This window comes from Microbacterium sp. NPDC058062 (assembly GCF_042885375.1).
In the GTDB taxonomy this organism is placed as follows: domain Bacteria; phylum Actinomycetota; class Actinomycetes; order Actinomycetales; family Microbacteriaceae; genus Microbacterium; species Microbacterium trichothecenolyticum_C.
Map to the genome: position 1 here is coordinate 59070 of NZ_JBHVSC010000005.1, position 24706 is coordinate 83775.

The 24706-nt window shown below is 71.0% G+C and carries 23 protein-coding genes and 1 tRNA gene; 10 read left to right on the plus strand and 14 right to left on the minus strand.

Annotated elements, in window-relative coordinates:
• Positions 1–2: 2 nt before the first annotated feature.
• Complete coding sequence (locus ACFVSU_RS16760) at positions 3–1046, plus strand: glutathione synthetase (protein WP_387145429.1); 1044 nt, start codon at positions 3–5, stop codon at positions 1044–1046.
• 65 nt (positions 1047–1111) lie between these two features.
• Here ACFVSU_RS16760 and ACFVSU_RS16765 read toward each other — a convergent pair whose 3' ends face one another.
• From ACFVSU_RS16765 to ACFVSU_RS16790, 6 genes are all read right to left on the minus strand, one after another.
• A complete protein-coding gene (locus ACFVSU_RS16765) occupies positions 1112–1393 on the minus strand; it encodes a Fe-S cluster assembly protein HesB (protein ID WP_387145432.1) in 282 nt (93 codons plus the stop codon).
• Between the two features lie 150 nt (positions 1394–1543).
• Complete coding sequence (locus ACFVSU_RS16770) at positions 1544–3310, minus strand: carbohydrate-binding domain-containing protein (protein ID WP_387145434.1); 1767 nt, start codon at positions 3308–3310, stop codon at positions 1544–1546.
• Positions 3262–4119, minus strand: coding sequence for a polyphosphate polymerase domain-containing protein (locus ACFVSU_RS16775; protein ID WP_387145437.1), 858 nt, complete (start codon positions 4117–4119; stop codon positions 3262–3264). Before ACFVSU_RS16775 ends, ACFVSU_RS16770 begins: the two co-directional genes overlap by 49 nt.
• Complete coding sequence (locus tag ACFVSU_RS16780) at positions 4116–4724, minus strand: DUF4956 domain-containing protein (RefSeq protein ID WP_387145440.1); 609 nt, start codon at positions 4722–4724, stop codon at positions 4116–4118. The genes ACFVSU_RS16775 and ACFVSU_RS16780 overlap by 4 nt, the downstream gene beginning before the upstream one ends.
• Positions 4721–5875: a glycosyltransferase gene (locus ACFVSU_RS16785; RefSeq protein WP_387145443.1), complete on the minus strand. Its 1155-nt coding sequence runs from the start codon at positions 5873–5875 to the stop codon at positions 4721–4723. The genes ACFVSU_RS16780 and ACFVSU_RS16785 overlap by 4 nt, the downstream gene beginning before the upstream one ends.
• Before the next feature lie 4 nt (positions 5876–5879).
• The gene (locus ACFVSU_RS16790) at positions 5880–6878 is read right to left on the minus strand and encodes a phosphodiester glycosidase family protein (protein ID WP_387145446.1); all 999 of its coding nucleotides are present in this window, start codon (positions 6876–6878) and stop codon (positions 5880–5882) included.
• Positions 6879–7164: 286 nt separating this feature from the next.
• Here ACFVSU_RS16790 and ACFVSU_RS16795 point away from each other — a divergent pair, with 286 nt between their 5' ends.
• Positions 7165–8712, plus strand: a complete 1548-nt coding sequence (locus ACFVSU_RS16795) for a Re/Si-specific NAD(P)(+) transhydrogenase subunit alpha (protein ID WP_387145449.1) — start codon at positions 7165–7167, stop codon at positions 8710–8712.
• Entirely contained in the window at positions 8709–10145 is a 1437-nt protein-coding gene (pntB, locus tag ACFVSU_RS16800) for a Re/Si-specific NAD(P)(+) transhydrogenase subunit beta (RefSeq protein ID WP_387145452.1), read from the plus strand. Before ACFVSU_RS16795 ends, pntB begins: the two co-directional genes overlap by 4 nt.
• A 44-nt stretch (positions 10146–10189) precedes the next feature.
• Here pntB and ACFVSU_RS16805 read toward each other — a convergent pair whose 3' ends face one another.
• From ACFVSU_RS16805 to ACFVSU_RS16815, 3 genes are all read right to left on the minus strand, one after another.
• The gene (locus ACFVSU_RS16805) at positions 10190–10543 is read right to left on the minus strand and encodes an Lsr2 family protein (protein ID WP_387145455.1); all 354 of its coding nucleotides are present in this window, start codon (positions 10541–10543) and stop codon (positions 10190–10192) included.
• A 174-nt stretch (positions 10544–10717) separates the two neighbouring features.
• On the minus strand, positions 10718–11581 hold the full coding sequence (locus ACFVSU_RS16810; RefSeq protein ID WP_387146148.1) for a LuxR C-terminal-related transcriptional regulator: 864 nt from the start codon (positions 11579–11581) through the stop codon (positions 10718–10720).
• A gap of 253 nt (positions 11582–11834) precedes the next feature.
• Positions 11835–12431, minus strand: a complete 597-nt coding sequence (locus ACFVSU_RS16815) for a methylated-DNA--[protein]-cysteine S-methyltransferase (protein ID WP_387145458.1) — start codon at positions 12429–12431, stop codon at positions 11835–11837.
• A 176-nt stretch (positions 12432–12607) separates the two neighbouring features.
• Between ACFVSU_RS16815 and ACFVSU_RS16820 the strand changes: the two genes are divergently transcribed.
• Both ACFVSU_RS16820 and ACFVSU_RS16825 read left to right on the plus strand, forming a co-directional pair.
• The gene (locus ACFVSU_RS16820) at positions 12608–16390 is read left to right on the plus strand and encodes an AAA family ATPase (protein ID WP_387145462.1); all 3783 of its coding nucleotides are present in this window, start codon (positions 12608–12610) and stop codon (positions 16388–16390) included.
• Positions 16377–16592 carry a hypothetical protein gene (locus tag ACFVSU_RS16825; protein WP_387145464.1) on the plus strand — a complete coding sequence of 72 codons (216 nt, stop codon included), beginning with the start codon at positions 16377–16379 and terminating at the stop codon, positions 16590–16592. The genes ACFVSU_RS16820 and ACFVSU_RS16825 overlap by 14 nt, the downstream gene beginning before the upstream one ends.
• Positions 16593–16598: 6 nt before the next feature.
• On the opposite strand, the gene mscL is transcribed toward ACFVSU_RS16825, so the two are convergent.
• The 3 genes from mscL to ACFVSU_RS16840 are packed head-to-tail and all read right to left on the minus strand — an operon-like array spanning position 16599 to position 17977.
• Positions 16599–17036, minus strand: a complete 438-nt coding sequence (gene mscL / locus ACFVSU_RS16830) for a large conductance mechanosensitive channel protein MscL (protein WP_387145467.1) — start codon at positions 17034–17036, stop codon at positions 16599–16601.
• Between the two features lie 43 nt (positions 17037–17079).
• Entirely contained in the window at positions 17080–17361 is a 282-nt protein-coding gene (locus ACFVSU_RS16835) for an FmdB family zinc ribbon protein (RefSeq protein WP_387145470.1), read from the minus strand.
• A gap of 19 nt (positions 17362–17380) precedes the next feature.
• Positions 17381–17977, minus strand: a complete 597-nt coding sequence (locus tag ACFVSU_RS16840) for a 5-formyltetrahydrofolate cyclo-ligase (protein ID WP_375872557.1) — start codon at positions 17975–17977, stop codon at positions 17381–17383.
• An 80-nt stretch (positions 17978–18057) separates the two neighbouring features.
• On the opposite strand from ACFVSU_RS16840, the gene galU reads away from it, so the two are divergent.
• The 5 genes from galU (at position 18058) to ACFVSU_RS16865 (ending at position 22376) form a co-directional block, all read left to right on the plus strand.
• Positions 18058–18945 carry a UTP--glucose-1-phosphate uridylyltransferase GalU gene (gene galU, locus ACFVSU_RS16845; protein ID WP_387145474.1) on the plus strand — a complete coding sequence of 296 codons (888 nt, stop codon included), beginning with the start codon at positions 18058–18060 and terminating at the stop codon, positions 18943–18945.
• A gap of 23 nt (positions 18946–18968) precedes the next feature.
• Positions 18969–19598: a GNAT family protein gene (locus ACFVSU_RS16850; RefSeq protein ID WP_363433989.1), complete on the plus strand. Its 630-nt coding sequence runs from the start codon at positions 18969–18971 to the stop codon at positions 19596–19598.
• A 137-nt stretch (positions 19599–19735) separates the two neighbouring features.
• Positions 19736–20761 (plus strand): large exoprotein, encoded by a 1026-nt coding sequence (locus tag ACFVSU_RS16855; RefSeq protein ID WP_387145478.1) that lies wholly within the window; start codon positions 19736–19738, stop codon positions 20759–20761.
• A 65-nt stretch (positions 20762–20826) separates the two neighbouring features.
• Positions 20827–20899, plus strand: a tRNA-Ala gene (locus ACFVSU_RS16860).
• 193 nt (positions 20900–21092) lie between these two features.
• Positions 21093–22376: a serine hydrolase domain-containing protein gene (locus tag ACFVSU_RS16865; protein WP_387145481.1), complete on the plus strand. Its 1284-nt coding sequence runs from the start codon at positions 21093–21095 to the stop codon at positions 22374–22376.
• Between the two features lie 64 nt (positions 22377–22440).
• On the opposite strand, the gene hemL is transcribed toward ACFVSU_RS16865, so the two are convergent.
• Entirely contained in the window at positions 22441–23757 is a 1317-nt protein-coding gene (hemL, locus tag ACFVSU_RS16870; protein WP_387145484.1) for a glutamate-1-semialdehyde 2,1-aminomutase, read from the minus strand.
• Positions 23754–24680, minus strand: a complete 927-nt coding sequence (gene hemB / locus ACFVSU_RS16875) for a porphobilinogen synthase (protein WP_387146151.1) — start codon at positions 24678–24680, stop codon at positions 23754–23756. Before hemB ends, hemL begins: the two co-directional genes overlap by 4 nt.
• Positions 24681–24706: the final 26 nt, after the last annotated feature.

The following is a 24706-nucleotide window of genomic DNA, read 5'->3' on the forward strand; positions in this document are numbered from 1 at the left end:
AGATGAGAATCGGTTTCGTCGTCAACGACATCGCCACGGAACAGCCCATCTACTCGACCACGCGCCTCGCGATGAGCGCAGCCGCACGCGGGCACGACGTGCATGTCATGGGTCTTCGGGACTTCGGGTACGAACCCGACGGATCGCTCTCGGCGATCACCGCGACCGCGACCGAGGGCAAGCGGTACCGGTCCCTCGACCGCTATCTCGAAGACGTGCAGTCCGCGACCCGGGCGCGCACCGAGCTCGACGACTTCGATGTGCTCATGCTCCGCGCTGATCCGGCGGCCGAAGCCGCTGACACGGCGTGGGCGAGCACAGCGGGGCTGGCGTTCGGACGGATGGCCGCGGAGGCCGGCGCCCTCGTCGTCAACGATCCGCGCTCCCTCGCGGATGCCATGTCGAAGGCGTACTTCCAGCAGTTCCCCGAGGTGGTGCGCCCGCGCACGCTGATCACACGCGACGAAGACCGCGTGCGTGAGTTCATCGACGAGCTCGGTGGGCGCGCCGTGCTGAAGCCCCTGCAGGGTTCGGGCGGTTCGGGCGTGTTCCTTGTCGACCTGAAGCGGGAGCGCAACATCGCACAGATCGTCGAGGCGATCGCCCGGGACGGCTATGTGGTGGCCCAGGAGTATCTGCCCGCCGCCAAGGAAGGCGACGTGCGGATGTTCGTCATGAACGGCCGCCCCCTTGAGATCGACGGGGTGCACGCCGCGTTCCGCCGGCGGCCGAACGAAGCGGAGGTGCGGTCCAACATGTCGGCAGGTGGCAAGGCGGAGCCGGCGAAGGTCACCGACCAGATGCTGCGCCTCGTGGACGCCGTGCGCCCGAAGCTCCTCACGGACGGCATGTTCCTCGTCGGGCTCGACATCGCAGGGGACAAGCTGATGGAGGTCAACGTGTTCTCGCCCGGCGGCCTCGGATCCTGTGCCGCGCTGTACGGCATCGACTTCGCCGCGGCCGTCATCGACGACCTCGAGCGCAAGACCGGCATGCGTGCGCACTACGGCAGCGAACTGCCCAACGTCCAGCTCGCCACGGCATGACGACCACGAGGTGACGCGAAGGCCCCGACATCCGATGACGGATGCCGGGGCCCGAAGCGCTGCGATCAGCCCTGGGTTCCGAGGGCGAAGCGAACCGCGCCGTCGTTCGACAGCTCGGCGTCCAGCACCCGGTCGTCGAGGGCGGCCGCGGCCCCCTCGTCGAGGAAGACACGGGCGCCTCCCTCGGTGACGACCGTGTCGGCGGGCGCCGGGGCAGGAGCGACACTCAGCTCGAATCCTTCCGAGCCTCCGGTGTCGCGGATTCGCACACCGCCCTCTTCAGCAAGGGGCACCCGGGCGACGAGTTCTTCGACGGCCTGGGCGGCGGTCTGGGTCAGCGTAAGCATGCTTTTCCTTTCCGTTTGCGGTTCCGGACCGGCCACGATTCCGAGATCGACCGCGGGATGCAACCTCTACGCGCCGTGCGGCCCGCATTCGGAGGGACTTCCCACGTTCGGCCGCCGCCCGCGACAGGGGGTGCGGCGACCGAACCGGGATCAGGGACGGCGACCGCCGCCACCGCCCATACCGCCGCCCATGCCTCCGCCGGACACGTTGACTCCCTCCGACACCGTCGCCGCCGTCACGCCGTTCACCGCGATCGTGAACGAGCCGCCGTCGGCGACCGCGGGACCGCTGTAGAAGACGGCGCCGAAGCTCTGGTCGGCCTCGAAGCTCGCGATCACGGTGCCCGAGGCATCCGTCACCGCCACGGTGTCGCCCGCCGACCCGCTGGCGGTCGCGGCGACCCACTGCTGCGAACCGGTCGGCGCCACGAGCACGGATCCTGCGACGAACACCTCGCCGCCGTCGATCGTGATCGTGCCGTTGGAATCGAGCGCGCCCTGGCCGCCGGCCGAGCTCGGACCGCTGACGACCGTCGTGCCGCCGGTGATCGAGATCGTGCCGTTCGAGTCGAGGCCGTCGCCGACCGCGGCCACGCGCACGCTCCCGCCGGAGATGGTGATGGTCTCGCCGGTGTCCTGCTCGCCGCCGCCGCCCATGCCGCCGCCCTGCGTGTCGGAGGCGGTCCCGCTGGCGCCGTTCACGCCGTCGTCGCTCGACGTGATGTCGACCGTGCCGCCCGAGATCGCGACATCCGTCGCCTCGAGGCCCTCGTACGACTCCGCGATCGTCACGACGCCGTCGCGGATCTCGAGGCGCTGTTCGGCATGGATGCCGTCGTCGCCCGCCGACACGGTGACGGTGCCGCCGCCGATGCCGACCGATCCGTCGGAGTGGACCGCGTCATCCGCCGCCTCGATGGTGATGTCGCCGCCGTCGATCGCGACGACGACGCCCGCGGTCACCCCCTTGGGGGAGTCGTCCGAGGCGGAGGCATCTGTTCCCGCGGTCAGCGACACGGTCCCGCCGGTGACGACGGCATCCGTCGCCGCAGCGATGCCGTCGTCGCCGCTCGTGGCCGTGACCGCGCCGCCCGTGATCGCGACGAAGCCCTGTGTGGCGTCGTCGGCCTGGTCACTCTTGAGGGAGTCGCCGCCGGCGGTGAGCTCGAGCGTGCCGCCTTCGACGGTGAGCGAGTCCTTGCCGCGCAGCGCGTCGTCGGCCGCCTCGACGGTGATCTCGCCGGACAGGATGACCAGGTCGTCGGTGCTCGTGATGCCGTCGTTGCCGTTGCCCGACACCGAGAGCGCGCCGGTGCCCGAGATCGTGAGGTCGGCGTCGGCGTAGATCGCGGCGTTCGCGTCGGCGCCGTCGGCGTACGACGACGCGTCCGAGACGCTGTTGTCGGTGCCGGCCGCCAGCGAGATGGCGACGTCGTCCGCACCCGTCACGGTGATGGCGGGGGAATCGGATGCTGCGATCTCGGCGTCGTCGAGGATCAGCACGACCTGCGCATCCTCGGGCGCGGCGACCACCACCTGGCCGTCGAGCGAACCGGAGAGCCGGAACACGCCCGCCTCCGTGATGGTGACCGTGGAGCCGTCGACGGTCACGGCGTCGGACTCGCTCGACGCGGTGCTGCCCGAGAGGGTGATGTCCGCAGCATCCGTCCCGCTCCATTCGTCGTCTTTCACGACCGTGACGTCGGCGTTCGCGGCGAGCACGGCCGCGGCGCTGAGGTCGGAGTCGACGACGGCCGCGGTCTCGGTGGTCGTGTCGTCGGTGGTCGCGGTGTTCGTCGATCCGGCGGTCTGCGTCGCGCACCCGGCGAGCACCAGCGCGGCGACGGCCAGAGGCGCGGCCGCGAGGATCAGGCGGCGACGGTGCTCGAGAGGGCGGTGGTGGGGGTGTCGGCGCATGATGCGTCCTCCTTGCGGGTGGCGATGGTCGGGTGGGTCGTGGGCGCGGCGCGATGCGAGGAATCGAACGGGCCGCGCAGCAGCCGCGCCCACCGGTTGCGGGGGAGGGCGGGGTGAAGCGCCGCGAGTCCGGTGGCGTATTTGCTCACCGTCGCGGGCCGATGACCGGCCCGCCACAGCGCACGGTCGACATCAGACGGCCGGGCGCCGGACTTCGTCTCGACGATGACCAGGCCGGGGAGAGCGAAGCCCTGGCCGTCGGGCTCGATCCACTCGAGCGCGGTGTCCACGGTGGCGCGGCCCGCTCCGTCGCGGGCGAGCAGCGTGGCTCGGCGGTAGCGCGTCAGCAGCGTCGCGTCGAGTTCGTCGGCCCTGTCGGAGGCGACCCCGATGGTCGCGAACGCGTCCGCCACATCGTCGCGGGCGTCGTCGGTGAGGCGGTCGCGGTGCCGCGGGTCGTACTCGTCGCGGTCCTTGACGGTCATGCCGCGCGCCCCGCGCGTCTTGATCTCGAGGTACGACGTGCCCGTATCGAGGTAGCTGCGTGTGCGCAGCTTGAAGCGTCGTCGTCGCGGCTGCGCGGCCATGCGGAAGCTCAGCAGGTCGGGGGTGTCGAAGTAGACGGACTCGTAGGCGAAGTCGCGTGCGCCGTCGATCTCGAGCACGCGGGTGCCGGGGTCGAGCGCGGCGAGCACCGGGTCGAGGCCTGCGCGCGGCACGACGTACTTCCTGTCGACGCGGGTGAGGAGGGATGCCTCGGCCACGAGCGCGTCGAGCGACACCGGGTCGAACCGGTCGAAAGCGGTCATCGCGCCGCTCCCTGCATCGCGGGCGCGCTCGCCGCGGTGGCTCGGCTCGCGGCCGCCCGCGGGATCCGGTACCGGACGTCGACCAGCGTCGTGTCGTTCACGAGGTCGAGCTCCTGGACGGTGGTCGACGCGACGGTGCCGCCGAGACGCTCTTCGAGTTCGGCGCGCAGCTCGCGCTCGTCGGCGACGGCGCGGTCGAGGCGAACGACCTGGTGGCGCGCCCGCGAGAGCAGCGCCGGGTGGTCAGCGCCCCACAACACCGCGAGGATCAGGGCGACGAGCGCAGCGACCGGCCATGGATCGGTCTGGGGGAGTCCGGTGACGAGACCGATCGCGAGTGCCGCGAAGTAGTACGCCACCTCGCGCTGCGAGATCTCGGACGAGCGCAGCCGGATGATCGACAGCACGCCGAACAGGCCGAGCCCGAGCCCCAGGGCGACCTCGGCGGTGCCGAGGACGGCGGCGACGACCATCACCCCGACGTTCACCCCCAGGAAGGCGACGACGAGGTCGCGGCGGTGGTGCCGGCGGTAGTACAGGCCGAGGCTCAGCACGAGGGCGGCAGCCAGGTCGATGCCGATCAGGATCAGCGTGCTGGTGGTCATGGGTTCCTCCCGATGGGGTGTTCGCTCTCATCCATTCGAGCCCCGGCCGCTATGGGGTTCCTATGGCGGACGTCAGGCCGGCTTACGAGTTCGGCACGGGGCTGCTGTGTGCCGAACACGAACGTGCGCTGCACGCCGTAGCTCGTCACGAACAGCACCGCCTCGGTGGCGACCTTCGCCAGGACGAGCGGGACGCCGTAGCGCGTGAGCGCATCGAGCCACACGATGTTCGACGCCAAGAGCGCGAGAGCCAGCAGTCCGTAGCGGACGGCCTGGCGCAGCATCCGTCCCCGCCCGTCTGGTGAGCCGGCCGAACCGGCGCGGAAGACGACGCGTCGGTTGACGGCGAAGTTGACGGATGCACTCACGACGCGCGCCGCGACGATCGACGGCACGAGCAGGCCGGTGAGCGCGTGCAGCACGAGGAGCATCACGGTGTCGACGACGAACGCCAGCAGCGACGACCCTGCGAAGAGGAGCAGCGGAAGCATGATGCGGAGCGAATCCACGATCGGGCGGAAGTGACTGGATGCGTTGCCGTCGAGGTACACGGTCTCGATCGGCACCTCGCGCGTCGCCACCCCATCGCGCCGGCAGCGCAGCAGCACGTTCTGCTCATACGCGAACCGCTCGCCCGGCTGGTCGCGCACCCACGCGAGCAGTTCCGATGGGATGCCGCGCAGCCCCGTCTGCGTGTCGCTCAGCCTCCATCCGGCAGCCAGCCGGAACACCCCGCGTGCCACCGCATTTCCCGCGCGCGATCGGAGCGGAACCCGCCCGCTGAACGCCCGGCAGCCCAGGCTCAGCGTCGGGGCGCCGTCGGCGGCGTCCTCGCGGAGGGCGTCGGCGACCCGGACGATGTCGTGCACCGTGTGCTGCCCGTCCGCATCGGCAGTGACGACGTCGTCGCCGGGATGCGCAGCCATCGCGTGGGCGAACCCGGTGCGCAGCGCGGCCGCCTTGCCGAGGTTCGTCTCATGGTGCAGCACCGTCGCGCCCTGCGCCTCGACGGCGGCGAAGACCGGAGCGAACACCGGACCGCTGCCGTCGTCCACGACGACCACCTCGACGTCGGGGTCGACGGCGAGCAACCCGGAGACGACCGGTTCGAGGCGCGAACCCGGCTCGTACGCCGGGATGAGGACGATCACGGCGTCACTCCGCGTCGGCGGCGGAAGCGTCGGCGATGTAGAGGATGTCGCTCGTGCCGCGCTCGCCGCCGTTGGAGGGCGAGTTGATCACCTCGCCGTCGAAGTACATCGTCGACGAGCCGCCGCCGTCGAGGTTGTACGCGGTGGTGGCGCCGAGGTCGATCATGATGTCGGCCAGCTCGGTGAGGGTGACGCCTTCGCTGTACCCGGACTGGCGTCCGTCGACGACGACGAACACGAGGTGGTTCTCGTCGATCACGCCGACGGCGGTGCGCGGCTGATCGCCCTGGATCGAGTGGTTCCCGAAGTTCGTGTCGATCTCCGTCGTCTCGATGCCGTCGACGACGGCGCCGTCCTCGACGATCGCGGGGCCGAAGCTCAGGGTGTTCCAGGCCCCGTCTGCCAGCAGTTCGTCGGCCGTCGTGGTGGTCTCGTCGTACACCTCGACGCGGCCGTCCGTGTAGAAGACGAGCCCCTGACGGGCGGGCTCGTCGCGGAAGACCACGCCGTTGCGGATCACGATGCCGGTGTCGCGGAACCCGTAGTAGTCGCCGTTGATCGCGAAGATCGCATCGTTGTCCGCAGCGATCCGGCTGGTGAGCTCGGTGATGTTCTCGCCGAACTGGTCCTTCGCGAACGCGCTCTGCAGCGCGGTCGCGTCCGACAGGGTCACATCGGCGACGTAGTAGGTCACGGTGTCGGAGCCCGAGCCCTCGGTGACGGTCGAGATCGTGATCGACGTGGCGCCGTCGGAGTACGACGTGTCGGTCACGGTGGCGCCGGTTGCGGCATCCGTCGTCGAGTCCGCCGTGGAGTCGACCGTGGAGTTCTGCGCCTCGTACTCCGACACGTCGGCGATCTCGACATGCTCGACGAGGAAGCGGTCTGTCGCCCAGACGGCCCCGGCGCCGCCCGAGAGGGCGACGACGAGACCAGTGGCGATGACGGCGTTTCGGACCCGACGCTTGCGGGGGCCGTGGGTCGCGCTGCTCTTCTTGTCCATGCCTTCATGGATATGAGTCCGACTTACGACGATCTTCGCCGTGCGCTATGAACCGCCTGGCCCGCGCATGTGGGTTCGGCAAGACCGGAGCGCGCGACGGAAGAAGCGGGAATGTGGTGCGCGGGGAGCAAATTCTGTGATTCTTGTCATCGTGTCGGGGCGCAATGCACGGTGTATCTGCGGCGCGGTCTGACATGGTGGAGGCGTCGCCGCGAGCACCGAAGAGGGTCTCGCGGACCTCCCCGTCGCCGCAGCCGACGCTGTCGCACCCGACCCAGAGGAACGCATGACCCGCATTGGCATCGTCGCCGAGGCGCCCGGAGAGACCCGGGTGGCCGCGACCCCGACCACCGTCCCGAAACTCATCGCCCTGGGCTACGACGTCGTCGTCGAAGCCGGGGCCGGGGCCGCCTCGTCGTTCCCCGACGCCGCATACGCGAAGGCCGGCGCGGCCGTCGTCGACGGTGCGACGGCGTGGTCAGCGCCTGTGGTGCTGAAGGTCAACGCGCCGACGTCGGCGGAGATCGACCGGCTCGCGGACGGGGCGACGATCGTCGCGACGCTGAGTCCGGCGCTGCGGCCGGATCTCGTCGAGTCGCTCGCGACGCGGGGGATCACCGCGATCGCGCTGGACGCGGTGCCGCGCATCTCGCGGGCGCAGTCGATGGACGTGCTGAGCTCGATGGCGAACATCGCCGGGTACCGCGCCGTCGTGGAGGCGGCGCATGAGTTCGGGCGCTTCTTCACGGGGCAGGTGACGGCGGCGGGCAAGGTGCCGCCGGCGAAGGTGCTGGTGGCGGGCGCCGGCGTGGCCGGTCTCGCGGCGATCGGGGCGGCGTCGAGCCTGGGTGCGATCGTGCGGGCGACCGACCCGCGGCCGGAGGTCGCCGACCAGGTCGCGTCGATCGGCGGCGAGTACCTCGAGGTCGTGGTGCCCGAGGAGGCGAAGCAGGTCTCGTCCGACGGGTACGCGAAGGCGACCAGCGAGGCGTACGACAAGCGCGCGGCCGAGATCTACTCGGAGCAGGCGGCGGACGTCGACATCATCATCACGACGGCGCTCATCCCGGGTCGTCCGGCGCCGCGCCTGATCACGGCGGCGGATGTGGCCTCGATGCGCTCGGGCAGCGTGATCGTCGACATGGCGGCGGGGCAAGGCGGCAACGTCGAGGGCTCGGTCGCCGGCGAGAAGGTCGTGACCGACAACGGTGTGGTGATCCTCGGGTACACCGACCTGCCCGGCCGGCTGCCGCAGCAGGCGTCGCAGCTGTTCGCGACCAACCTCGTCAACCTGCTGAAGCTGCTGACCCCCGGCAAGGACGGTGAGCTCACCCTGGACTTCGACGACGTCGTGCAGCGCACGGTCACCGTCGTGCAGGACGGCGCGGTCACCTGGCCCCCGCCGCCCGTGCAGGTGTCGGCCGCGCCGGCGAAGGCCGCGCCCGCCGCCCCGGCGGCCGTGGCGCCGAGGAAGACGATGTCGGCCGGCACCCGCACCGGCCTCATCGTCGCCGGCATCGCGGCGCTGTTCGCGATCTGCGCGTTCGCGCCGCCGCCGCTGCCGCAGCACTTCCTGGTGCTCACGCTCGCGATCGTGGTCGGGTTCTACGTCATCGGCCACGTGGCGCACGCGCTGCACACGCCGCTGATGAGCGTCACGAACGCGATCTCGGGCATCATCGTGGTCGGTGCGATGGTGCAGATCACCGTGCCGGACCTCACGGTGCAGATCCTGGCCGCCGTGGCGGTGCTGCTCGCGTCCATCAACATCTTCGGCGGGTTCGCCGTGACGCGGCGCATGCTCGCGATGTTCCAGAAGGGTGAGACCCGATGATCGCGGTCGCCGGCCAGGTCGCGGGCGCCGCCTACATTGTCGCGGCGCTGCTGTTCATCCTGAGCCTCGCGGGGCTCAGCAAGCACGAGACCAGCCGTCGTGGGGTGGTGTTCGGCATCGTCGGCATGGCGATCGCGCTCGTCGCGACCGTCGTCCTGGTGGCGGCGGGCGCGTGGGGTGCTTCGACAGGCTCAGCAACCGGTGGATCGGGCGCGCTCGGGCTGACGCTGCTCGTCGTCGCCGTGCTCGTCGGCGCGGCGATCGGGCTGTGGCGGGCGCGGATCGTGCAGATGACCGGGATGCCCGAGCTCATCGCGCTGCTGCACTCTTTCGTGGGTCTGGCCGCGGTGCTGGTCGGCTGGAACGGCGCGCTGTACGACACCGGGCTCACCGGGGCGCTGGCCGACATCCACCACGCCGAGGTCTTCATCGGCGTCTTCATCGGCGGGGTGACCTTCACTGGGTCGATCGTCGCGTTCCTCAAGCTGTCGGCGCGCATCTCGTCCAAGCCGCTCATGCTGCCGGGCAAGAACGCGCTCAACATCGGAGCGCTGGTCGCGTTCCTCGCGCTCACGGTCTGGTACGTGATCACCCCGGAGCTGTGGCTGCTCGTCGCGGTGACCCTGCTCGCTCTGGCTCTCGGCTGGCACCTGGTGGCGTCGATCGGCGGCGGCGACATGCCCGTCGTCGTGTCGATGCTCAACAGCTACTCGGGTTGGGCGGCTGCCGCCGCGGGCTTCCTGCTCAACAACGACCTGCTCATCGTCACCGGTGCGCTCGTCGGCTCGTCGGGTGCGTACCTGAGCTACATCATGTGCAAGGCGATGAACCGGTCGTTCCTGTCGGTGATCGCCGGCGGGTTCGGCATCGAGGCCCCGAAGGGCGGCGACGAGGAGTACGGCGAGCATCGCGAGATCGACGCCGAGGCCGCCGCCGACCTGCTCGCCGGCGCCTCCACCGTCGTCATCACGCCCGGCTACGGCATGGCCGTCGCGCAGGCCCAGCACGGCGTCGCCGACCTCGTGCAGAAGCTGCGCGAGCGCGGGGTCGACGTGCGGTTCGGCATCCACCCCGTCGCCGGCCGCCTTCCCGGCCACATGAATGTGCTCCTCGCGGAGGCGAAGGTGCCCTACGACATCGTGCTCGAGATGGACGAGATCAACGACGATCTGTCGGGCGTCGACGTGGTGCTCGTGATCGGCGCGAATGACACCGTGAATCCCGCCGCCGCGGAGGATCCGTCCAGCCCGATCGCCGGAATGCCGGTGCTCCGCGTGTGGGAGGCCGACAACGTCATCGTGTTCAAGCGTTCGATGGCATCCGGATACGCAGGCGTGCAGAATCCGCTGTTCTACCGCGACAACGCACAGATGCTCTTCGGCGACGCCAAAGAGAAAGTCGACGAGATTCTCTTCCAGCTCTCACGCTCGTGAAAGCGGCGACGAATCGTTGATCAACGGCCGCGAGGCGGCGTGCGTCAGTGCGCCGCCTCGTAGGCTTCGAGGACGGATGCCGGAACCCGGCCCCGCTCGGACACCTGATAGCCATTCTGCTTCGCCCATTCGCGGACGCCGCTGTAATCCTGCTGTCCGCTGCGGCGACGCTTACGGCCGGCGGAGGCGGCGCTCGAGGTTGCGCGGCTGGACGAGACGGCGCGGGCCGCCTTGGTGTAACGCTCGAGTGCGCCGCGCAGTGCGGCGGCATTCTCGTCGGTGAGGTCGATCTCGTATGCGACGCCGTCGAGCGAGAACAACACGGTCTCGCCTTCGCCGGCTTCCAAAAGGGTTCCGTCGATGTCGTCGACGAGCTGGTGAACGATTCTGCGGGCCATGAGGGAACAATACGCCGAATTGTCGCGCCAGCCTATTGATGAATTCCGTGGCCGTGGATAACAGCCGCCTCACGAGGACAATTCGGGAGCGATGAGAATTCGGACGCGACTGTCCGGAATGATCGCGGGCGGCGATACGGCGGATCCCGTACGCGGGGCGTCCGCCGGCCGAGGTCAGGGAAGGATGCCGGCGCGGCGGGCGGTGACGACCGCGGCGTGCCGGGTCGAGGCATCCAGCTTCGCCATCGCGGACTGCAGGTACGACTTGACCGTGCCCTCTTTGAGGTCGAGTGTCGCCGCGATCTCGGCATTCGTCGAGCCGAGAGCTGCGCAGGCGAGCACGTCGATCTCGCGCGGCGACAACCGGACGTCGAGCTCGACCGACGGCTCCGATGCGTCGTGCGAGAGCGCGGCCAGCCGCTGCTCGAGGCGGTCCAGGCGCGCGCGCAGCGCGGGGTCGTCGATGATCGCCGCGATGCTGCGCAGCTCGGCGTACGTCTCGCGCAGTTCCTCGCGCGTCGTCGCCGGCATGGCGGCCGGTGCGGAGCGCGGGGGAGAGAGGGTCAGCCGCCGTTGCACCTCGTCGCGGATGCGCAGCTCGCTCGACAGCTCCTCCGCGACCGCGAAGGCCGGGCGGGCGACGACGTCGCCGACAGGGGAGGCGGCCCACGATCCGCAGTAGATGACGCCGCGGGCGCGCCCGCCCACCATGACGGGGACGGCGAACAGCGTCGCGATGCCCTCACCGAGGACGGCGCGGTCGTAGTCGTGCGTGATGCTGCGTGACGAGCCGTAGTCCAGCGCGAGTCGCGGACGCTTCTCGACGAGCGCCCGCCCGCCGAGACCGCGGGAGGCCTCCACGACGAGCCCCTGCAGGTTGCGGGTGCGGGCACCGTGGATGGACGTGACGTGGATCGCGTCGCCGAGCGCGAGTCCGCCGAAGGCGACCGGGAATCGGGTGCGACGGACGAGTTCGGCTACCGCGTGATCGAGCGCCTGCGCGTCGCCGGGATCCCCGTCGAGCGCGTCCACGACGATGCGGACCCCCGCGCCTGTGCGATCGGGGGCCGGTGCGCGATGTGGGAGAGACGCGCCCACGGCTACCTGCTTCCGGCGTGACGGCGTCCTCGCCGCCCTCTTTCGTAGCGTCGACTTTACCAGTCGGGGGGATCGCCCCCGGCGGACGGACCTGCCGTCGACGCGGATCGCGAGGCCCGCGGGCGTCGCCGTGCCGCGCGGGCCTCGCGGCATGCGGGCGGCCTACACGCCCGCAGCCTCGACCGGCTCGGCCTCAGTGCGGAGCCGGAGTCTCGGTGGCGCCGGCGGTGGCCGGCGCCACCGGAATGGTGGGCCCCTGCTCGAGGTCGATGAGGAACCGCTTCACGTCGGGTCGCCCGCCGTACTCGCCGAGCGAGCCGTCGGCACGGACGACGCGATGCACCGGCACGACGACGGAGAACGGCGTGGTGGCGCACGCGGTCCCGACAGCGCGCGCGGCGCGGGGGATGCCGGCCGCGATCGCGACCTCTCCGTAGCTGGCTGTCTCGCCGTGGGGGATGTCGCACACGGCCTCCAGCGCGGCGCGCGTGAAGCCGCGGACGAGCCGCCAGTCCAGCGGCAGATCGAACTCTTCACGGTCGCCGTCGAAGTATTCGTCGAGCTGCGTCACCGCGCTCTCGAACACGTCGGCGGCACCCGGGGCGGCGGCATCCGTGTCGTCATCGGGCACAGGGAGAGTGCGCAGCTGCAGGGCGACGCGCTCGATCTCGGCGTGCAGGGGGCCGTCGAAGGGGTGCAGGGTCACGATGCCGTCATCGGTCGTGACGATCAGGATGTCGCCGATGGGCGACGGGTGGACGCGGTAGCGGGGCGGATCCTCGGGGGTCATGCGACCATCCTGGCGCGGGTCGGGGACGCCGTCGCCGGTCGTCGGCGGGATCTGTGGGAACGGCGCGCGGAACGCCCGCGGGGGAGGAGAGGGCGTGGTCCGGGGCCTGTTCCGCGGGGGTCCAATACCGCGAAACTCAGGTCCATTGCAAGAGCCGGGCACACGTCGCCTTTAGGGTGGCACGTGTGTGGCGAGCAGAACGCAGCGCCGTGTTGGGCTCAGGAGATGCCGAGCGCGGGTACGACGTGACCCCGGGTGATCTGGGTCTCGCCGAACCCGACGTCACGGTCGTGCACGTCGCCGAGACCGAGCGCGACCGGCTCCGGCTGCAGTCCGCCGCCCTGGGCGGCCGATCGACTCTGCTGCACTTCGTCGACGGGCAGGATGCCGCGATCGAGATCACGAAGGCGCACCCCGGGAGCCTGCCCCAGTTCATCACCGGGCGGTCGACGCTGCTGTCGAACCTGTTCCGCGACGAGGTCGCGCTTCGCAACGCCCGGCTCGCGGCCCAGAGCATCACCGCGAAGGACCAGGAGCTGCGCACGACCCGCGGTCTCGACACCGTGCGGCTTGCGGTCGGTCTTGCGACCTGGCGCGTCGCCGGGATCACGTGGAGCGCACCCGTGCTGCTCCGCCCGCTCGCGATCCGGCGCCACCACGGCGACTTCGAGCTCAAGCTGCACGGGACGTTCGCGGTCAACCCGGAGCTGATCCGCGCGATGCGCACGCACTTCGGCATCATGATCGACGCCGGCGGCCTCGCCGCTCTCGCCTACGAGGGCGGCGTCTTCAAACCGCAGCCGGTGATCGACCACATCCGTGCGCTCACCGCGTCGATCGACAGCTACGCAGTGAAGCCGCGTCTGCTCGTGTCGACCTTCGCCGACGTCGGCGGCGACATGGCGCTCGACGCATCGGATCTCGACCACCGCGTGCTCAACGCACTCGCCGGTCACGTCGCCGACCGTGAATCGCTCACGATCCGCCGGGACGGACCCGTGCCGACGAGCCCCGACGACCGTGCCCCGGCCGCCGACATGCTGCTCCTCGACGCCGACTCCGAGCAGGAGCGCGTGCTCGCTCGGATCGCCGACGGCCAGTCCCTCGTCATCCACACGCTGCCCGGCACCGGCGGCACGCAGACCGTCATCAACGCGGTGGGCGCGCTCGTGCGAGACGGCAAGCGCGTCCTGGTGGTGAGCGCGCGCCGCTCGACGCTCGACGGCGTGCGGCATCGTCTCGCGGGGATCGGGCTTCCCGGCCTGGCGGTCTCGCCCGACCGCCTGCAGCGCGATCTCATCCGTGCGATCGGCCGGAACGAGAAGGCCGAGGCGCCGAAGGTCTCCGACATCGACGACGCGCTGGTGCGGCTGCGGGGCGTGCTCCGGGACTACCGCTCCGCCGTAACCGCGAAGCATCCGGATTTCGACGTGTCGGTGCTCGACATCCTCCGCGAGCTCGCCGAACTCGCCGAGCGGGGCGTCGCCCCGGCGACCGAGGCGCGCTTCGAAGCGGACGCCCTGGCGAGCCTCGCTTCGACGCGGAAGGATGCTGCGGCGAAGCTCTCCGCCGCCGCGCGACTGGGCGAGTTCCGCTTCGGCCCCGACGACTCGCCCTGGTACGGCGTCACGTTCGCGACCGTGGAGGAGGCCCGCGGGGCGCACGCGCTCGCCGGCAAGCTGCACCGCAGCGACGTGCCGACGCTGCTCGAGCGCGGCTACGAGCTCATCGCGCAGACGCGCATGCGGCCGTTCCAGACCGTCGCCGAGCTCGGCGTGTACCTGCGCCTGCTGCGCGGCATCCGCGACTCGCTCGACAAGTTCAGCCTCACCGTGTTCGAGCGGCCGCTGGCCGAACTCATCCAGGCGCACGCGCCGCGTCGCGACGCGCCGGAGATGAACGGCGCGAACCGGCGCCGCCTCCGCCGCCTCTCTCGCGAGTACCTGCGACCCGGCGTGCACGTGCCCGACATGTACGAGGCGCTGGTGAAGATCCAGCAGCAGCGCACCGAGTGGCAGCGTTACGTCGACGTCGGCGTGACCCCCGAGGTGCCCCTGGGCCTCGGCGACGTCCAGGTCGCCTGGCAGCGCGTCGACGCCGAACTCGGCGAGGTGGACGCCGTCCTCGGCCGCACCGGCGCCGACCGGCTCTCGACCCTCCCCGTCAAGCAGCTCGTGCGCACGCTCGCCGGGCTCGCCGCGGACTCCGACGTGTTCGACAACCTCAAGGAGCGCGCGACGCTGCGCTCCGAGCTCGCCGCGATGGGCCTGGAACCGCTGCTCCTCGAGCTGTCGGTGCGGCACGTGCCCGAAGACGAGGTGGCCGCCGAGCTCGAGTACGCGTGGTGGCAGTCCGCGCTCGAGCTGCTGCTGCGCACCGACCGTGCCGTGCTCGGCGCGAACACCGCCGTCGTGGACCGGCTGGAGCGCGACTTCCGGCTCGTCGACGAAGCCCATGCCGCGGCATCCGGTCCCCTCCTCGCCGCCCATCTCGCCACGCAGTGGCGGATCGGGATCGTCGACCACCGCTCCGAGGCCGACGGGCTGAAGCAGGCGCTGAAGCGCGGCGCCATCACGCCGGCCGAGCTGGCGGCGGTGGCGCCCACGCTCTCGCGCACGGTGGCGCCCGTCTGGCTGGCCTCGCCCTACGAGGTGCCGCGCATCCCCGAGACGGTCGAGTTCGACGTCGTGGTGCTGGCCGATGCCGGCGCGCTGTGTCTCGCCGAAGCCTCCCCGGCGCTCCGCCGCGCGGGGCAGGTCGTGGCGTTCGGTGACCCTGTGACGCAGAAGCCCACGCCGTTCCGCGTCTCCGCAGGATCCGCGATGTCGGCCGCCGTGGCACCGCCCTCGGTCACCGGCGATGGCGCACTCGCCGACGCCGATGACGACGAGGCGCCGTTCGACAGCACCAGCGTCTTCGAGCGCCTCGCCGAGCTGCTGCCCGTCGAGACGCTCACCCGCAGCTACCGGGCTGGGGGTGAGGACCTCGCAGCCCTCGTGAACGACGCGTTCTACGGCGGCGAGCTCGTGTCGCTGCCGTGGGCGGGGTCGTACCTGGGACGTGGGAGCCTCGCGGTCGACTACGTCGAAGGCGGGCACGGCACCCCCGACCCGATCACCGGGGCCGTCGAGAGCCCCGACTCCGAGGTCGCCCGCGTCGTGACCCTCGTCGTCGAGCACGCCGTCAACCGGGGCACCGAATCGCTCATGGTCGTCACGGCGAGCGTGCGGCACGCCGAGCGCATCCGCGCCGCCGTCGAGGCGGCGTTCGCCGGACGCTCCGACGTGGCCGACTTCGTCTCGCGCGACACCGCGGAGCCGTTCGCGGTGCTGACGCTCGAGGAGTCCGTGGCCGAGAGCCGCGACCGTGTCATCTTCTCGCTGGGCTTCGGCCTCACGAAGCACGGCCGGGTGCTCAGCGACTTCGGAGACCTGTCGTCGCCCGACGGCGAGCGGCTGCTCACGGTGGGCATGACCCGCGCGCGGCGGTCGATGGTCATCGTGTCGTCGATCCGGCCGTCGGCCTTCGACGACGGCCGTCTCGAGTACGGAGCCGCGACCCTGATGTCGATCCTGGGCGGCATCGCCGCCCGATCCCGCGAGGCGCGACTCGAAGACCTCGCCGACCCGCTCACGCGCGCACTCGCCCGGGAGCTCCGCCGTGCGGGCCTCTCCGTCGACGTGCACTACCGCGGTCTGCTGCCGCTCGTCGCGCAGTACGACGGCAAGGCGGTCGTGGTCGAGAGCGACCCCGAGACGATCGGCGAGTCGCTGCGCGAGTCGCTGCGGCTGCGCCCGCAGATCCTGCGGCGCCTCGGCTGGCACTATGTGCGCGTGCACTCGTTCGACCTGTACCGCGACCCGGCCGACGTCGCGCAGCGCATCGCCGCGATGCTGGGCGTGCCGCCCGACGCGCCGCGGGTCGACAACGAGACCCAGCCCATCGATGTCCTCGAGTGACCGGCAGCGGATCGAGCGCGTCAAGGGCTCCCGTCGCGCGAAGCTGACGCCCGCGCCGGGGACCACGGCCGAGCCGATCCCGGCTGATGAGAAGACGGATGCCGCGCCCCCGACCGGCCGCAAGGGCCAGGGGAACGCGGCATCCGATTCAGCAGGTCCGAACGATGAGCGCCTGCGACGCGACGTCCCGCCGCACTACTGACGCAGCTCAGGAACGCGCGGTCGTCTGAGGCTGGTTGCCCGGCTTGTCGAGCAGGTCGCGGATCTGCACGAGCAGTTCCTGCTCGGTGGGGAGCTTGGGCTCTTCGTCCGCGGCGCTGACTCCCGCGCGAGCGGCAGCGCGCTCCTTGATGTGGTTCATCGGATAGACGAAAACGAAGTAGACGACGACCGCGACGGCGAGGAAGTTGATGAGCGCGCCGAGGATCATGCCGAAGCCGAAGAAGACCTCGTCGCCGTTGTAGTTGGTGACCGTCCAGCCGACCTGGTCCAGACTGCTGGCATTGAACACCAGCGCGATGAGGGGATTGATGAGCCCGGCGACGATCGCGTTGACGATCGCCGTGAACGCGGCGCCGATGACGACCGCGACCGCCAGGTCGATGACGTTTCCGCGGAGAATGAATTCCTTGAAGCCCTTGATCACGTGTACCCCCTGGGTGTCGTTCCGCGTCTGGGGCGCCGGAGGATCAGGCTCCGGACGACGCGGGAGAGGCTTTCGCCTCGGTCTTCGATGATGTCGAAGTCGACGAGGACGCGCCACCCGAGGCATCCGATCCCGAGCTCGAGGGCTTGGCGCGGGAGTCGGTGCGGTAGAAGCCCGAGCCGTTGAACGTGACGCCGATCGAGCCGTACTCCTTGCGCAGCGGCCCGCCGCACTCGGGGCACTCGGTCAGGGTCGGGTCGGCGAAGGACTGCACGGCGTCGAAGCGGTGACCGCACTGCTTGCAGGCGTAGGCGTAGGTGGGCATGGTTCTCTCGGTTCGGCTGTCAGCGCCGCGTGGGCGCGAGGGTGATGGTGCGCGTGGGGGTGACGACGCCCGTGACGCGCTCGTCGAGTTCGTCGCTCGGCACTTCGTCCACGAACTCGGAGTCGAAGACGACGGCGTAGACGGGAGGGCACCGCTCCATCGACCCGAGGGTCTTGTCGTAGAAGCCGCGCCCCCAGCCGAGCCGCATCCCGGTGCGGTCGACGGAGGCGGCGGGGATGACGAGGAGGTCGACGTCGTTGACCGCGATCGGGCCGAGCAGTTCGCCGACAGGCTCCGGCAGTCCGTACATGCCCTCGGCGATGTCGCCCTCTGGGGTGGCGACCGCCCAGTCCAGCAGGCCGTCGGCCCTGGTCACGGGGAGGAGGACACGGATGCCGCGGCTCACGGCATCCGCCACGAAAGAGCGGGTTCCCGGCTCGGCCGTGGTGGAGAGGAAGCAGGAGATCGAGCGGGCGCCGTGCTCGGCGACGAGGGAGTCGAGCTGCGCGTGGATGCCCGCCTCGGCGGCTTCGCGCGCCTGCGGCGAGATGAGCTGGCGTCGTTCGCGGAGCTCGGCACGCAGCGCGCGCTTGGCATCGGCGGTGGCGTCGGACATGGTGTCGATTGTACGGCGCGCAGTATCGCACACCGTCCGTTCGGGCGAGAAGGCCTGATCGTCGCACCTAGACTCTCAGCATGGCGCACACCTCCATCAAGGCAGTCATCCCCGCTGCGGGCCTCGGCACCCGCTTCCTCCCCGCGACGAAGGCGATGCCGAAGGAGATGCTTCCCGTCGTCGACAAGCCGGCGATCCAGTACGTCGTCGAAGAGGCGGCGCAGGCGGGCATCGACGACATCCTGGTGATCATCGGGCGCAACAAGAACGCGATCTCGAACCACTTCGACTCGGTCCCCGAGCTCGAGGAGAAGCTGAAGGACAAGGGCGACACCGACCGCCTGCACCGGGTGCTGGAGTCGAGCGATCTCGCCGACATCCACTTCGTGCGCCAGGGCGAGCCCAAGGGCCTCGGTCACGCCGTGCTGCGGGCCAAGGCCCACGTCGGCGACTCGTCGTTCGCCGTCATGCTCGGCGACGACCTCATCGACGAGCGCGACGAGCTGCTCACCACCATGATCGCGGAGCACGAGCGCACCGGAGCCGCGATCATCGCCCTCATGGAGGTCGACCCCGAGCACATCCACCTGTACGGCGTCGCGTCGGTGGAGTCCACCGACGGCAACGGCATCGTGAAGGTCAACGGGCTCGTCGAGAAGCCCTCGGCGGAGGATGCGCCGTCGAACTACGCGGTGATCGGCCGATACGTGCTCTCGCCGAACGTGTTCGAGATCCTCGAGCGCACCGAGCCCGGCAAGGGCGGCGAGATCCAGCTCACCGACGCCCTGCAGGAGCTCGCGACCGACCCCGATGGCCCCGGCGTCTACGGCGTGGTTTTCCGTGGCCGTCGCTACGACACCGGCGATAGGGTGGACTACATCAAGGCCATCGTGCAGCTGGCGGCCGATCGCGAAGATCTCGGTCCCGCACTGCGTCCCTGGTTCAAGGATTTCGCGGCGAACCTCTGACGCCGCCCGTTCGAGGGGGTCTCGTGGATCTGTCGGCTCCCCGCAGGCACGGGTCGGTGGCGATCCGCCTCGTCCGCCAGCGCGACGCGCGTGTGCTGCAGAACGAGCTGCTCTCGAACCGCGGCTGGCTGCGCCCGTGGGAGGCGACGAGTCCCGATGGCCCGGTGTCGTTCGACATGCGTGTCGGCATCCGACGGCTGCTGCAGCAGTACCGTGACGGCGTCGGCGTGCCGTTCGTCATGGAGTCCGACGGTGAGGTCGCGGGCCAGCTGAACGTGTGGGGCGTCGCCCGAGGTTCGCTCGCATCCGCGACGATCGGGTACTGGGTGAGCGAGCGGTTCGCCGGGCGGGGCATCACGCCGACGGCGGTGGCCCTCGCGACCGACATCTGCTTCTCGGAACTGCGGCTGCACCGCATGGAGATCTGCATCCGTCCCGAGAACCGTGCCAGCCTCCGCGTGGTCGAAAAGCTCGGCTTCCGCTACGAAGGGCTGCGCCGCCGGTTCATCCACATCGACGGGGACTGGCGCGACCACTACGCGTTCGCCCTCGTCCGCGAGGACGTCCCCGAGGGCGTGCTCCAGCGCTGGGTGTCGGGTCGCGTGCCCCAGGATGCGGCCACGGTTCCGCCCGCGGACCGGCTGCACGCCTAGGTCGTCCGGTTGCCGTTCTCCACCCCCGATGGCGGGCCGCCGCGCATCGCCGTGCCTGACCACGCGAGAAATCCGTCTTGCGTGACACGCGCGCGGATGTTCGGGACACCGCCGTCCGGTCGCTTACCGTGGTGACCATGGGCGGGCAGGTGTGGGGTGGGGGAGTCATCGTTCTCGTCGCCGTGGCCTTGTGGCTGGTGTACCTGCTGCCGTCATGGCACAGTCGTCGCCAGTTCGACGCGGCCGAGCGCAACGCCGTCCGCCTGAATCAGGCCCTCCGGGTGCTCGCCGAGACGAGCGAGACCCCCGAAGAGGTGCGGCTCGAGCTCAATGCCCGCACCGCCGCCGCGCAGCAGAAGCTCGCGAAGCGCGCCCTGGCCGAGCGCGAGCATGCGGCTCTCGAGGGCGCCCGCGTCGATCTCGAGATCGCCAAGGGTGAGCGTGAGGCCGCCGAGGCCGCCGCCCGCATCGGCGTGGAACGCGCACGCACCGACCGGGTCGCCGCCGAGGCCGCCGCCCGCGTCGATCTGGAGCGGGCACGTGCCGAACGTGCGCAGGCGGCTGCAGCCGCACGCTCCGACCTCGCGTCGGTCCGCTCCCTTCCGGCGGCGCGCCGTGCGCGCGCACGACGCCGGTTCCGGCTCGCAGCGACGTTCGCGGGCGTCATCGGCCTCGGGATCGCCGTGTGGGGGGTGTACGAAACCATCACCGCCGGCGCGCAGACCCTGATGTGGGCCGGAGCCGGCCTGGTGGCGGCATCCGGTCTCATCCTCCACCGTCTCTCCCGCGTCGCCGCGCGTGCCGTGTCGCGGGCGACGGATGCTGCGCCCCGCCGCATCGCGGAACTGCAGGATGTGGCCCTCGAGCGCGAGCAGCGCGAGTGGGCGCCCCGCGACCTTCCCCGTCCGCTCACGGCGTCGGCGGGTTCGCGGGCGGCCGCGGTGCTGGACGGCGAAGCCGCTCGCGCGGCGCTCCGGCAGGCCGCCCTGGAAGAGGCCATGGCGGCTCGTGCGGCGGCGCAGCAGCCGCCGTCGATCGACGTCGCGCGCACCGCGCGGACGGCCTCCGTCGAGTCCGAATACGCCCGCATGGGGTACGTCGACGACGCCGAGATCGAGGCGCACGTGCGGCAGTTGCTGACCCGTCGCGCGGCCGGCGAATAGGCCTCTGGCGGGGCTCCGTCGATTCGGAGCGGGTGTCGAACCGTGATAGTGTTTTCGAGGTTCAAGGGCCTGTAGCGCAGTTGGTAGCGCGCCTCGTTCGCATCGAGGAGGTCAGGGGTTCGATTCCCCTCAGGTCCACCGAGAGAAGGCCCCCGCAGCGCGGGGGCCTTCGGCTTTTCCCTCCCCTCTGGGCGGGCAGCGGGCATTGTCGGCGCCGAGTCATCTTGGCGACCTGAGTCCTGTTGCGCCAGCCGCGAGATTTCCGCCAGGGTAGGAGAGGCGCCCGCCGGGGGAAGGCGGCGTCCGCTGCTCGATCGATGGGGGCCATGCCGTGCCGAAATCCGCTGCTCGCCCGACCGTGCTCGCTCTGTCGCTCGTGGCCGCCCTGACCGCAGGGCTGGCCGCGTGCGGGAGCCCGGAGCCCGACGCCGCCCCGTCGGCGACAACCGAACCGGGCGCCCTGGCTGTCGTCGAGGACGGGCTCGGCGACGAGGCCGGCGATGCGCTCGGGGCGGCCGCCACGGAGGCGTTCGACGGTGTCAGCGCGCCGGGCGCCGTCATGGCGATCCGCACCCCCGAGGGAACCTGGGCGGCGACGATCGGCTACCAGGACTGGGACAAGACGATCCCGATGACCGCGGACGTCAACCAGCGGGTCGGCAGCGTCACGAAGACCTTCACGATCACCGCGCTGCTGCAGCTCGCCGAGCAGGGCGAGCTCTCGCTCGACGACCCCATCGAGATGTACATCCCCGGCATGCCCAACGGCGACGCGACGCTGTACGAGCTCGCCTCCATGCGCAGCGGCATCCCGTCGTACACCTTCGATCAGTCGTTCCAGGACACGCTCTTCAGCGACCCGAACCACGTGTGGACGCCGCAGCAACTGGTCGACCTGGTCAAGGGGACCGAGCCGATGTACCCGCCGGGGTCGATGACGTTCTACTCGAACACGAACACCGTGCTCCTGGGCATGGTCATCGAGCAGGTCACCGGCAAGCCCATCCAGGACGTCATGCGCGAGCAGATCACCGAGCCGCTCGGGCTGTCGGCCACCTTCTTCCCGACGGACGCCTCGTTCCCCGACCCGCACGCGCATGGGTACACGACCCAGGGGACCGACGACAACCTGCCGGTCGAGGCCACGGACTGGAACCCGTCGTGGGGCTGGTCGGCGGGCGCGATGATCTCCGACCTCGAGGACCTCCTGACGTGGGGCGAAGCGCTGGCCACGGGGGAGGGCATCCTGTCGCCGGAGTGGCAGGCGACGCGCCTCGACTCGTTCGACTTCGACATCCCGGTCTACCTCGGGCCCGACAAGCAAGCTCCGCAGTCCGAGGCGCGAGCGTATGGCCTCGGGCTCGGCCTCGCGCTCGGCTGGTACGGCCACACCGGCGAGCTCATGGGATACAACACCGTCGTGCAGCACCACGCCGAGTCGGGGACGACACTCATCGTCATGGTCGACAGCGACATCAAGTCGGGAGAGTGCCCGGCCGACGCGCCGACCACGCCCGGGGGCCGCACGACCGGTCCCTGCGAGGACCCGGCCGTCCACATCGCCAACGCGCTCGCCGACGCCGTGGGCCACCCCCTGGTCGAATCCGGCAACTGACGCCGGCACGGCGGCGGGTGGACCGCCGACGCCGTCGTGGCGACGTCTGGAGCCGCCGGAATCCTCAGTCGGGAGTGGCCTCGGCGGCGGCGCGCGCGGCGGCGGGAAGGGCGTCGACGATGCGCGACACGGCGGTGTCGTCGTGCGCGGCCGACACGAACCAGGCCTCGAACACCGACGGCGGCAGCGACACGCCCTGCGCGAGCATCGCCCGGAAGAACGGCGGGTAGCGGAACGCCTCCTGCGCCTTCACCGTGTCGTAGTCCGTCGGCGCCTCGGCCGCGAACTGGATCGAGAACAGGTTGCCCGAGCGCTGCACGACGTGCGTGACGCCGGCTTCTTCGAGGGCGGATGCTGCGGCATCGGCGATCGTCGTCGCAGCGGCGTCGATGCGGGCATACGCGGCGTCGTCGAGGTGGTCGAGGGTCGTGCGTCCCGCGGCGACGGCGAGCGGGTTCCCGCTCAGCGTGCCGGCCTGGTACACGGGCCCGAGCGGCGCGAGCAGCTCCATGAGCGCGGCGGAGCCGCCGATCGCGGCGAGCGGCAGCCCGCCGCCCACCACCTTGCCGAACGTGATGAGATCGGGCGAGAACGGCACCGGGTCGATGCCGTACCACCCGGCGGGCCCGACGCGGAAGCCGGTGAGCACCTCGTCGAGGATCAGCATCGCGCCGTGCGCATGCGCGATGTCGGCGAGGGCGGCATTGAAGCCATGCGCGGGCGGGACGATGCCCATATTGGCGGGCGCCGCCTCGACGATCACCGCGGCGATGTCGTCGCCGCGGGCCTCGAACACCTCGTGCACCGCGCCGAGGTCGTTGTACGCGATGACCAGCGTCTGCGCGGCGATCGGGGCGGGAACGCCGGCAGAGCCCGGCATCGCGAGCGTCGCGACGCCCGAGCCGGCCTCGGCCAGCAGGCCGTCGGAGTGCCCGTGGTAGTGCCCGGCGAACTTCACGATCAGGTCGCGCCCGGTCGCGCCGCGCGCGAGGCGGATCGCGGTCATCGTCGCCTCGGTGCCGGTGGACACCAGACGGACCCGTTCGACCGGCTTCGCCTCGCCGTCGCGCGCGACGCGGGCGGCGATGAGCTCGGCCAGCTCCGTCTCGCCCGGCGTGCTCGCACCGAAGCCGAGGCCGTGCGCCGCGGCATCCTGAACCGCCTTCACGACCGCGGGGTGGGCGTGCCCGAGGATCGCAGGACCCCACGAGCCGACGAGGTCGACGTATTCGCGCCCCTCGACGTCGGTGACGTAGGGGCCGGACGCCGACACGAAGAAGCGCGGCGTCTCGTGCACCGAGCCGAAGGCCCGCACGGGCGAGTTCACACCGCCTGGCATGGCGCCACGGGCGCGGGCGAATTCCTGTGCGTTCGTCGTCATCGGATCCACTCCGCAAGTTCCAGGGCCCAGTAGGTCAGCACGGCGTCGGCGCCGGCGCGGCGGATGCCGATCACCGACTCCTCGATCGCGCGGCGGCGGTCGATCCACCCGTGGGCGGCAGCCGCCTCGATCATGGCGTACTCGCCCGACACCTGGTAGGCCCAGACCGGGACGGGGCTGGTCGCCGCCGCGTCCGCCAGCACGTCGAGGTAGCTCATCGCGGGCTTGACCATCACGATGTCGGCACCCTCCGCGATGTCGAGGTCGAGCTCGCGGGCGCCCTCGCGGCGGTTGGCCGGATCCTGCTGATACGTGCGGCGGTCGCCCTCGAGCGAGGACTGCACGGCCTCGCGGAACGGACCGTAGAACGCCGACGCGTACTTCGCCGCATAGGCGAGGATCGGCGTGTTGCCGTGGCCCGAATCGTCCAGCGCATCGCGCACCGCGGCGACCTGGCCGTCCATCATGCCCGACAGACCGAGCAGCTGCGAGCCTGCCTCCGCCTGGGCCACACCCATGTCGCGGTAGCGCTCGAGGGTCGCGTCGTTGTCGACGTAGCCCTTCGTGTCGAGCACACCGCAGTGGCCGTGGTCGGTGAACTCGTCGAGGCACAGGTCGGTCTGCACGACGAGCGCGTCGCCCGCCTCGGCCACGGCGATGCGGGTCGCGACGTTGAGGATGCCGTCGGGATCCGTCGCGCCGGAGCCCACCGCGTCCTTGTGCTCGGGCACGCCGAACAGCATGATGCCGCCGATGCCGGCGGCCACGGCATCCGCCACCACACCCTTGAGGCTCTCCGTCGAGTGCTGCACCACGCCCGGCATGGACGAGATCGGCACCGGCTCGCTCGCGCCCTCGCGGACGAAGAGCGGCAGGATCAGCTCGGCCGGGTGCAGGCGCGTCTCGGCGACGAGGCGCCGCATGGCCGGGGTCTGGCGCAGGCGCCGCG

What these genes read in the sequence shown, in the direction of transcription:
- ACFVSU_RS16780 (WP_387145440.1), bottom strand. Translation starts at nt 4,724, where the DNA reads ATGACCACCAGCACGCTGATCCTGATCGGCATCGACCTGGCTGCCGCC.
- pntB (WP_387145452.1), top strand. Translation starts at nt 8,709, where the DNA reads ATGATCGCGGTCGCCGGCCAGGTCGCGGGCGCCGCCTACATTGTCGCG.
- hemB (WP_387146151.1), bottom strand. Translation starts at nt 24,680, where the DNA reads ATGCGGCGCCTCGTCGCCGAGACGCGCCTGCACCCGGCCGAGCTGATC.
- ACFVSU_RS16790 (WP_387145446.1), bottom strand. Translation starts at nt 6,878, where the DNA reads ATGGACAAGAAGAGCAGCGCGACCCACGGCCCCCGCAAGCGTCGGGTC.
- ACFVSU_RS16855 (WP_387145478.1), top strand. Translation starts at nt 19,736, where the DNA reads ATGGGCGGGCAGGTGTGGGGTGGGGGAGTCATCGTTCTCGTCGCCGTG.
- ACFVSU_RS16835 (WP_387145470.1), bottom strand. Translation starts at nt 17,361, where the DNA reads ATGCCCACCTACGCCTACGCCTGCAAGCAGTGCGGTCACCGCTTCGAC.
- ACFVSU_RS16815 (WP_387145458.1), bottom strand. Translation starts at nt 12,431, where the DNA reads ATGACCCCCGAGGATCCGCCCCGCTACCGCGTCCACCCGTCGCCCATC.
- ACFVSU_RS16795 (WP_387145449.1), top strand. Translation starts at nt 7,165, where the DNA reads ATGACCCGCATTGGCATCGTCGCCGAGGCGCCCGGAGAGACCCGGGTG.
- ACFVSU_RS16775 (WP_387145437.1), bottom strand. Translation starts at nt 4,119, where the DNA reads ATGACCGCTTTCGACCGGTTCGACCCGGTGTCGCTCGACGCGCTCGTG.
- ACFVSU_RS16840 (WP_375872557.1), bottom strand. Translation starts at nt 17,977, where the DNA reads ATGTCCGACGCCACCGCCGATGCCAAGCGCGCGCTGCGTGCCGAGCTC.
- hemL (WP_387145484.1), bottom strand. Translation starts at nt 23,757, where the DNA reads ATGACGACGAACGCACAGGAATTCGCCCGCGCCCGTGGCGCCATGCCA.
- ACFVSU_RS16825 (WP_387145464.1), top strand. Translation starts at nt 16,377, where the DNA reads ATGTCCTCGAGTGACCGGCAGCGGATCGAGCGCGTCAAGGGCTCCCGT.
- ACFVSU_RS16765 (WP_387145432.1), bottom strand. Translation starts at nt 1,393, where the DNA reads ATGCTTACGCTGACCCAGACCGCCGCCCAGGCCGTCGAAGAACTCGTC.
- ACFVSU_RS16770 (WP_387145434.1), bottom strand. Translation starts at nt 3,310, where the DNA reads ATGCGCCGACACCCCCACCACCGCCCTCTCGAGCACCGTCGCCGCCTG.
- galU (WP_387145474.1), top strand. Translation starts at nt 18,058, where the DNA reads ATGGCGCACACCTCCATCAAGGCAGTCATCCCCGCTGCGGGCCTCGGC.
- ACFVSU_RS16760 (WP_387145429.1), top strand. Translation starts at nt 3, where the DNA reads ATGAGAATCGGTTTCGTCGTCAACGACATCGCCACGGAACAGCCCATC.
- ACFVSU_RS16805 (WP_387145455.1), bottom strand. Translation starts at nt 10,543, where the DNA reads ATGGCCCGCAGAATCGTTCACCAGCTCGTCGACGACATCGACGGAACC.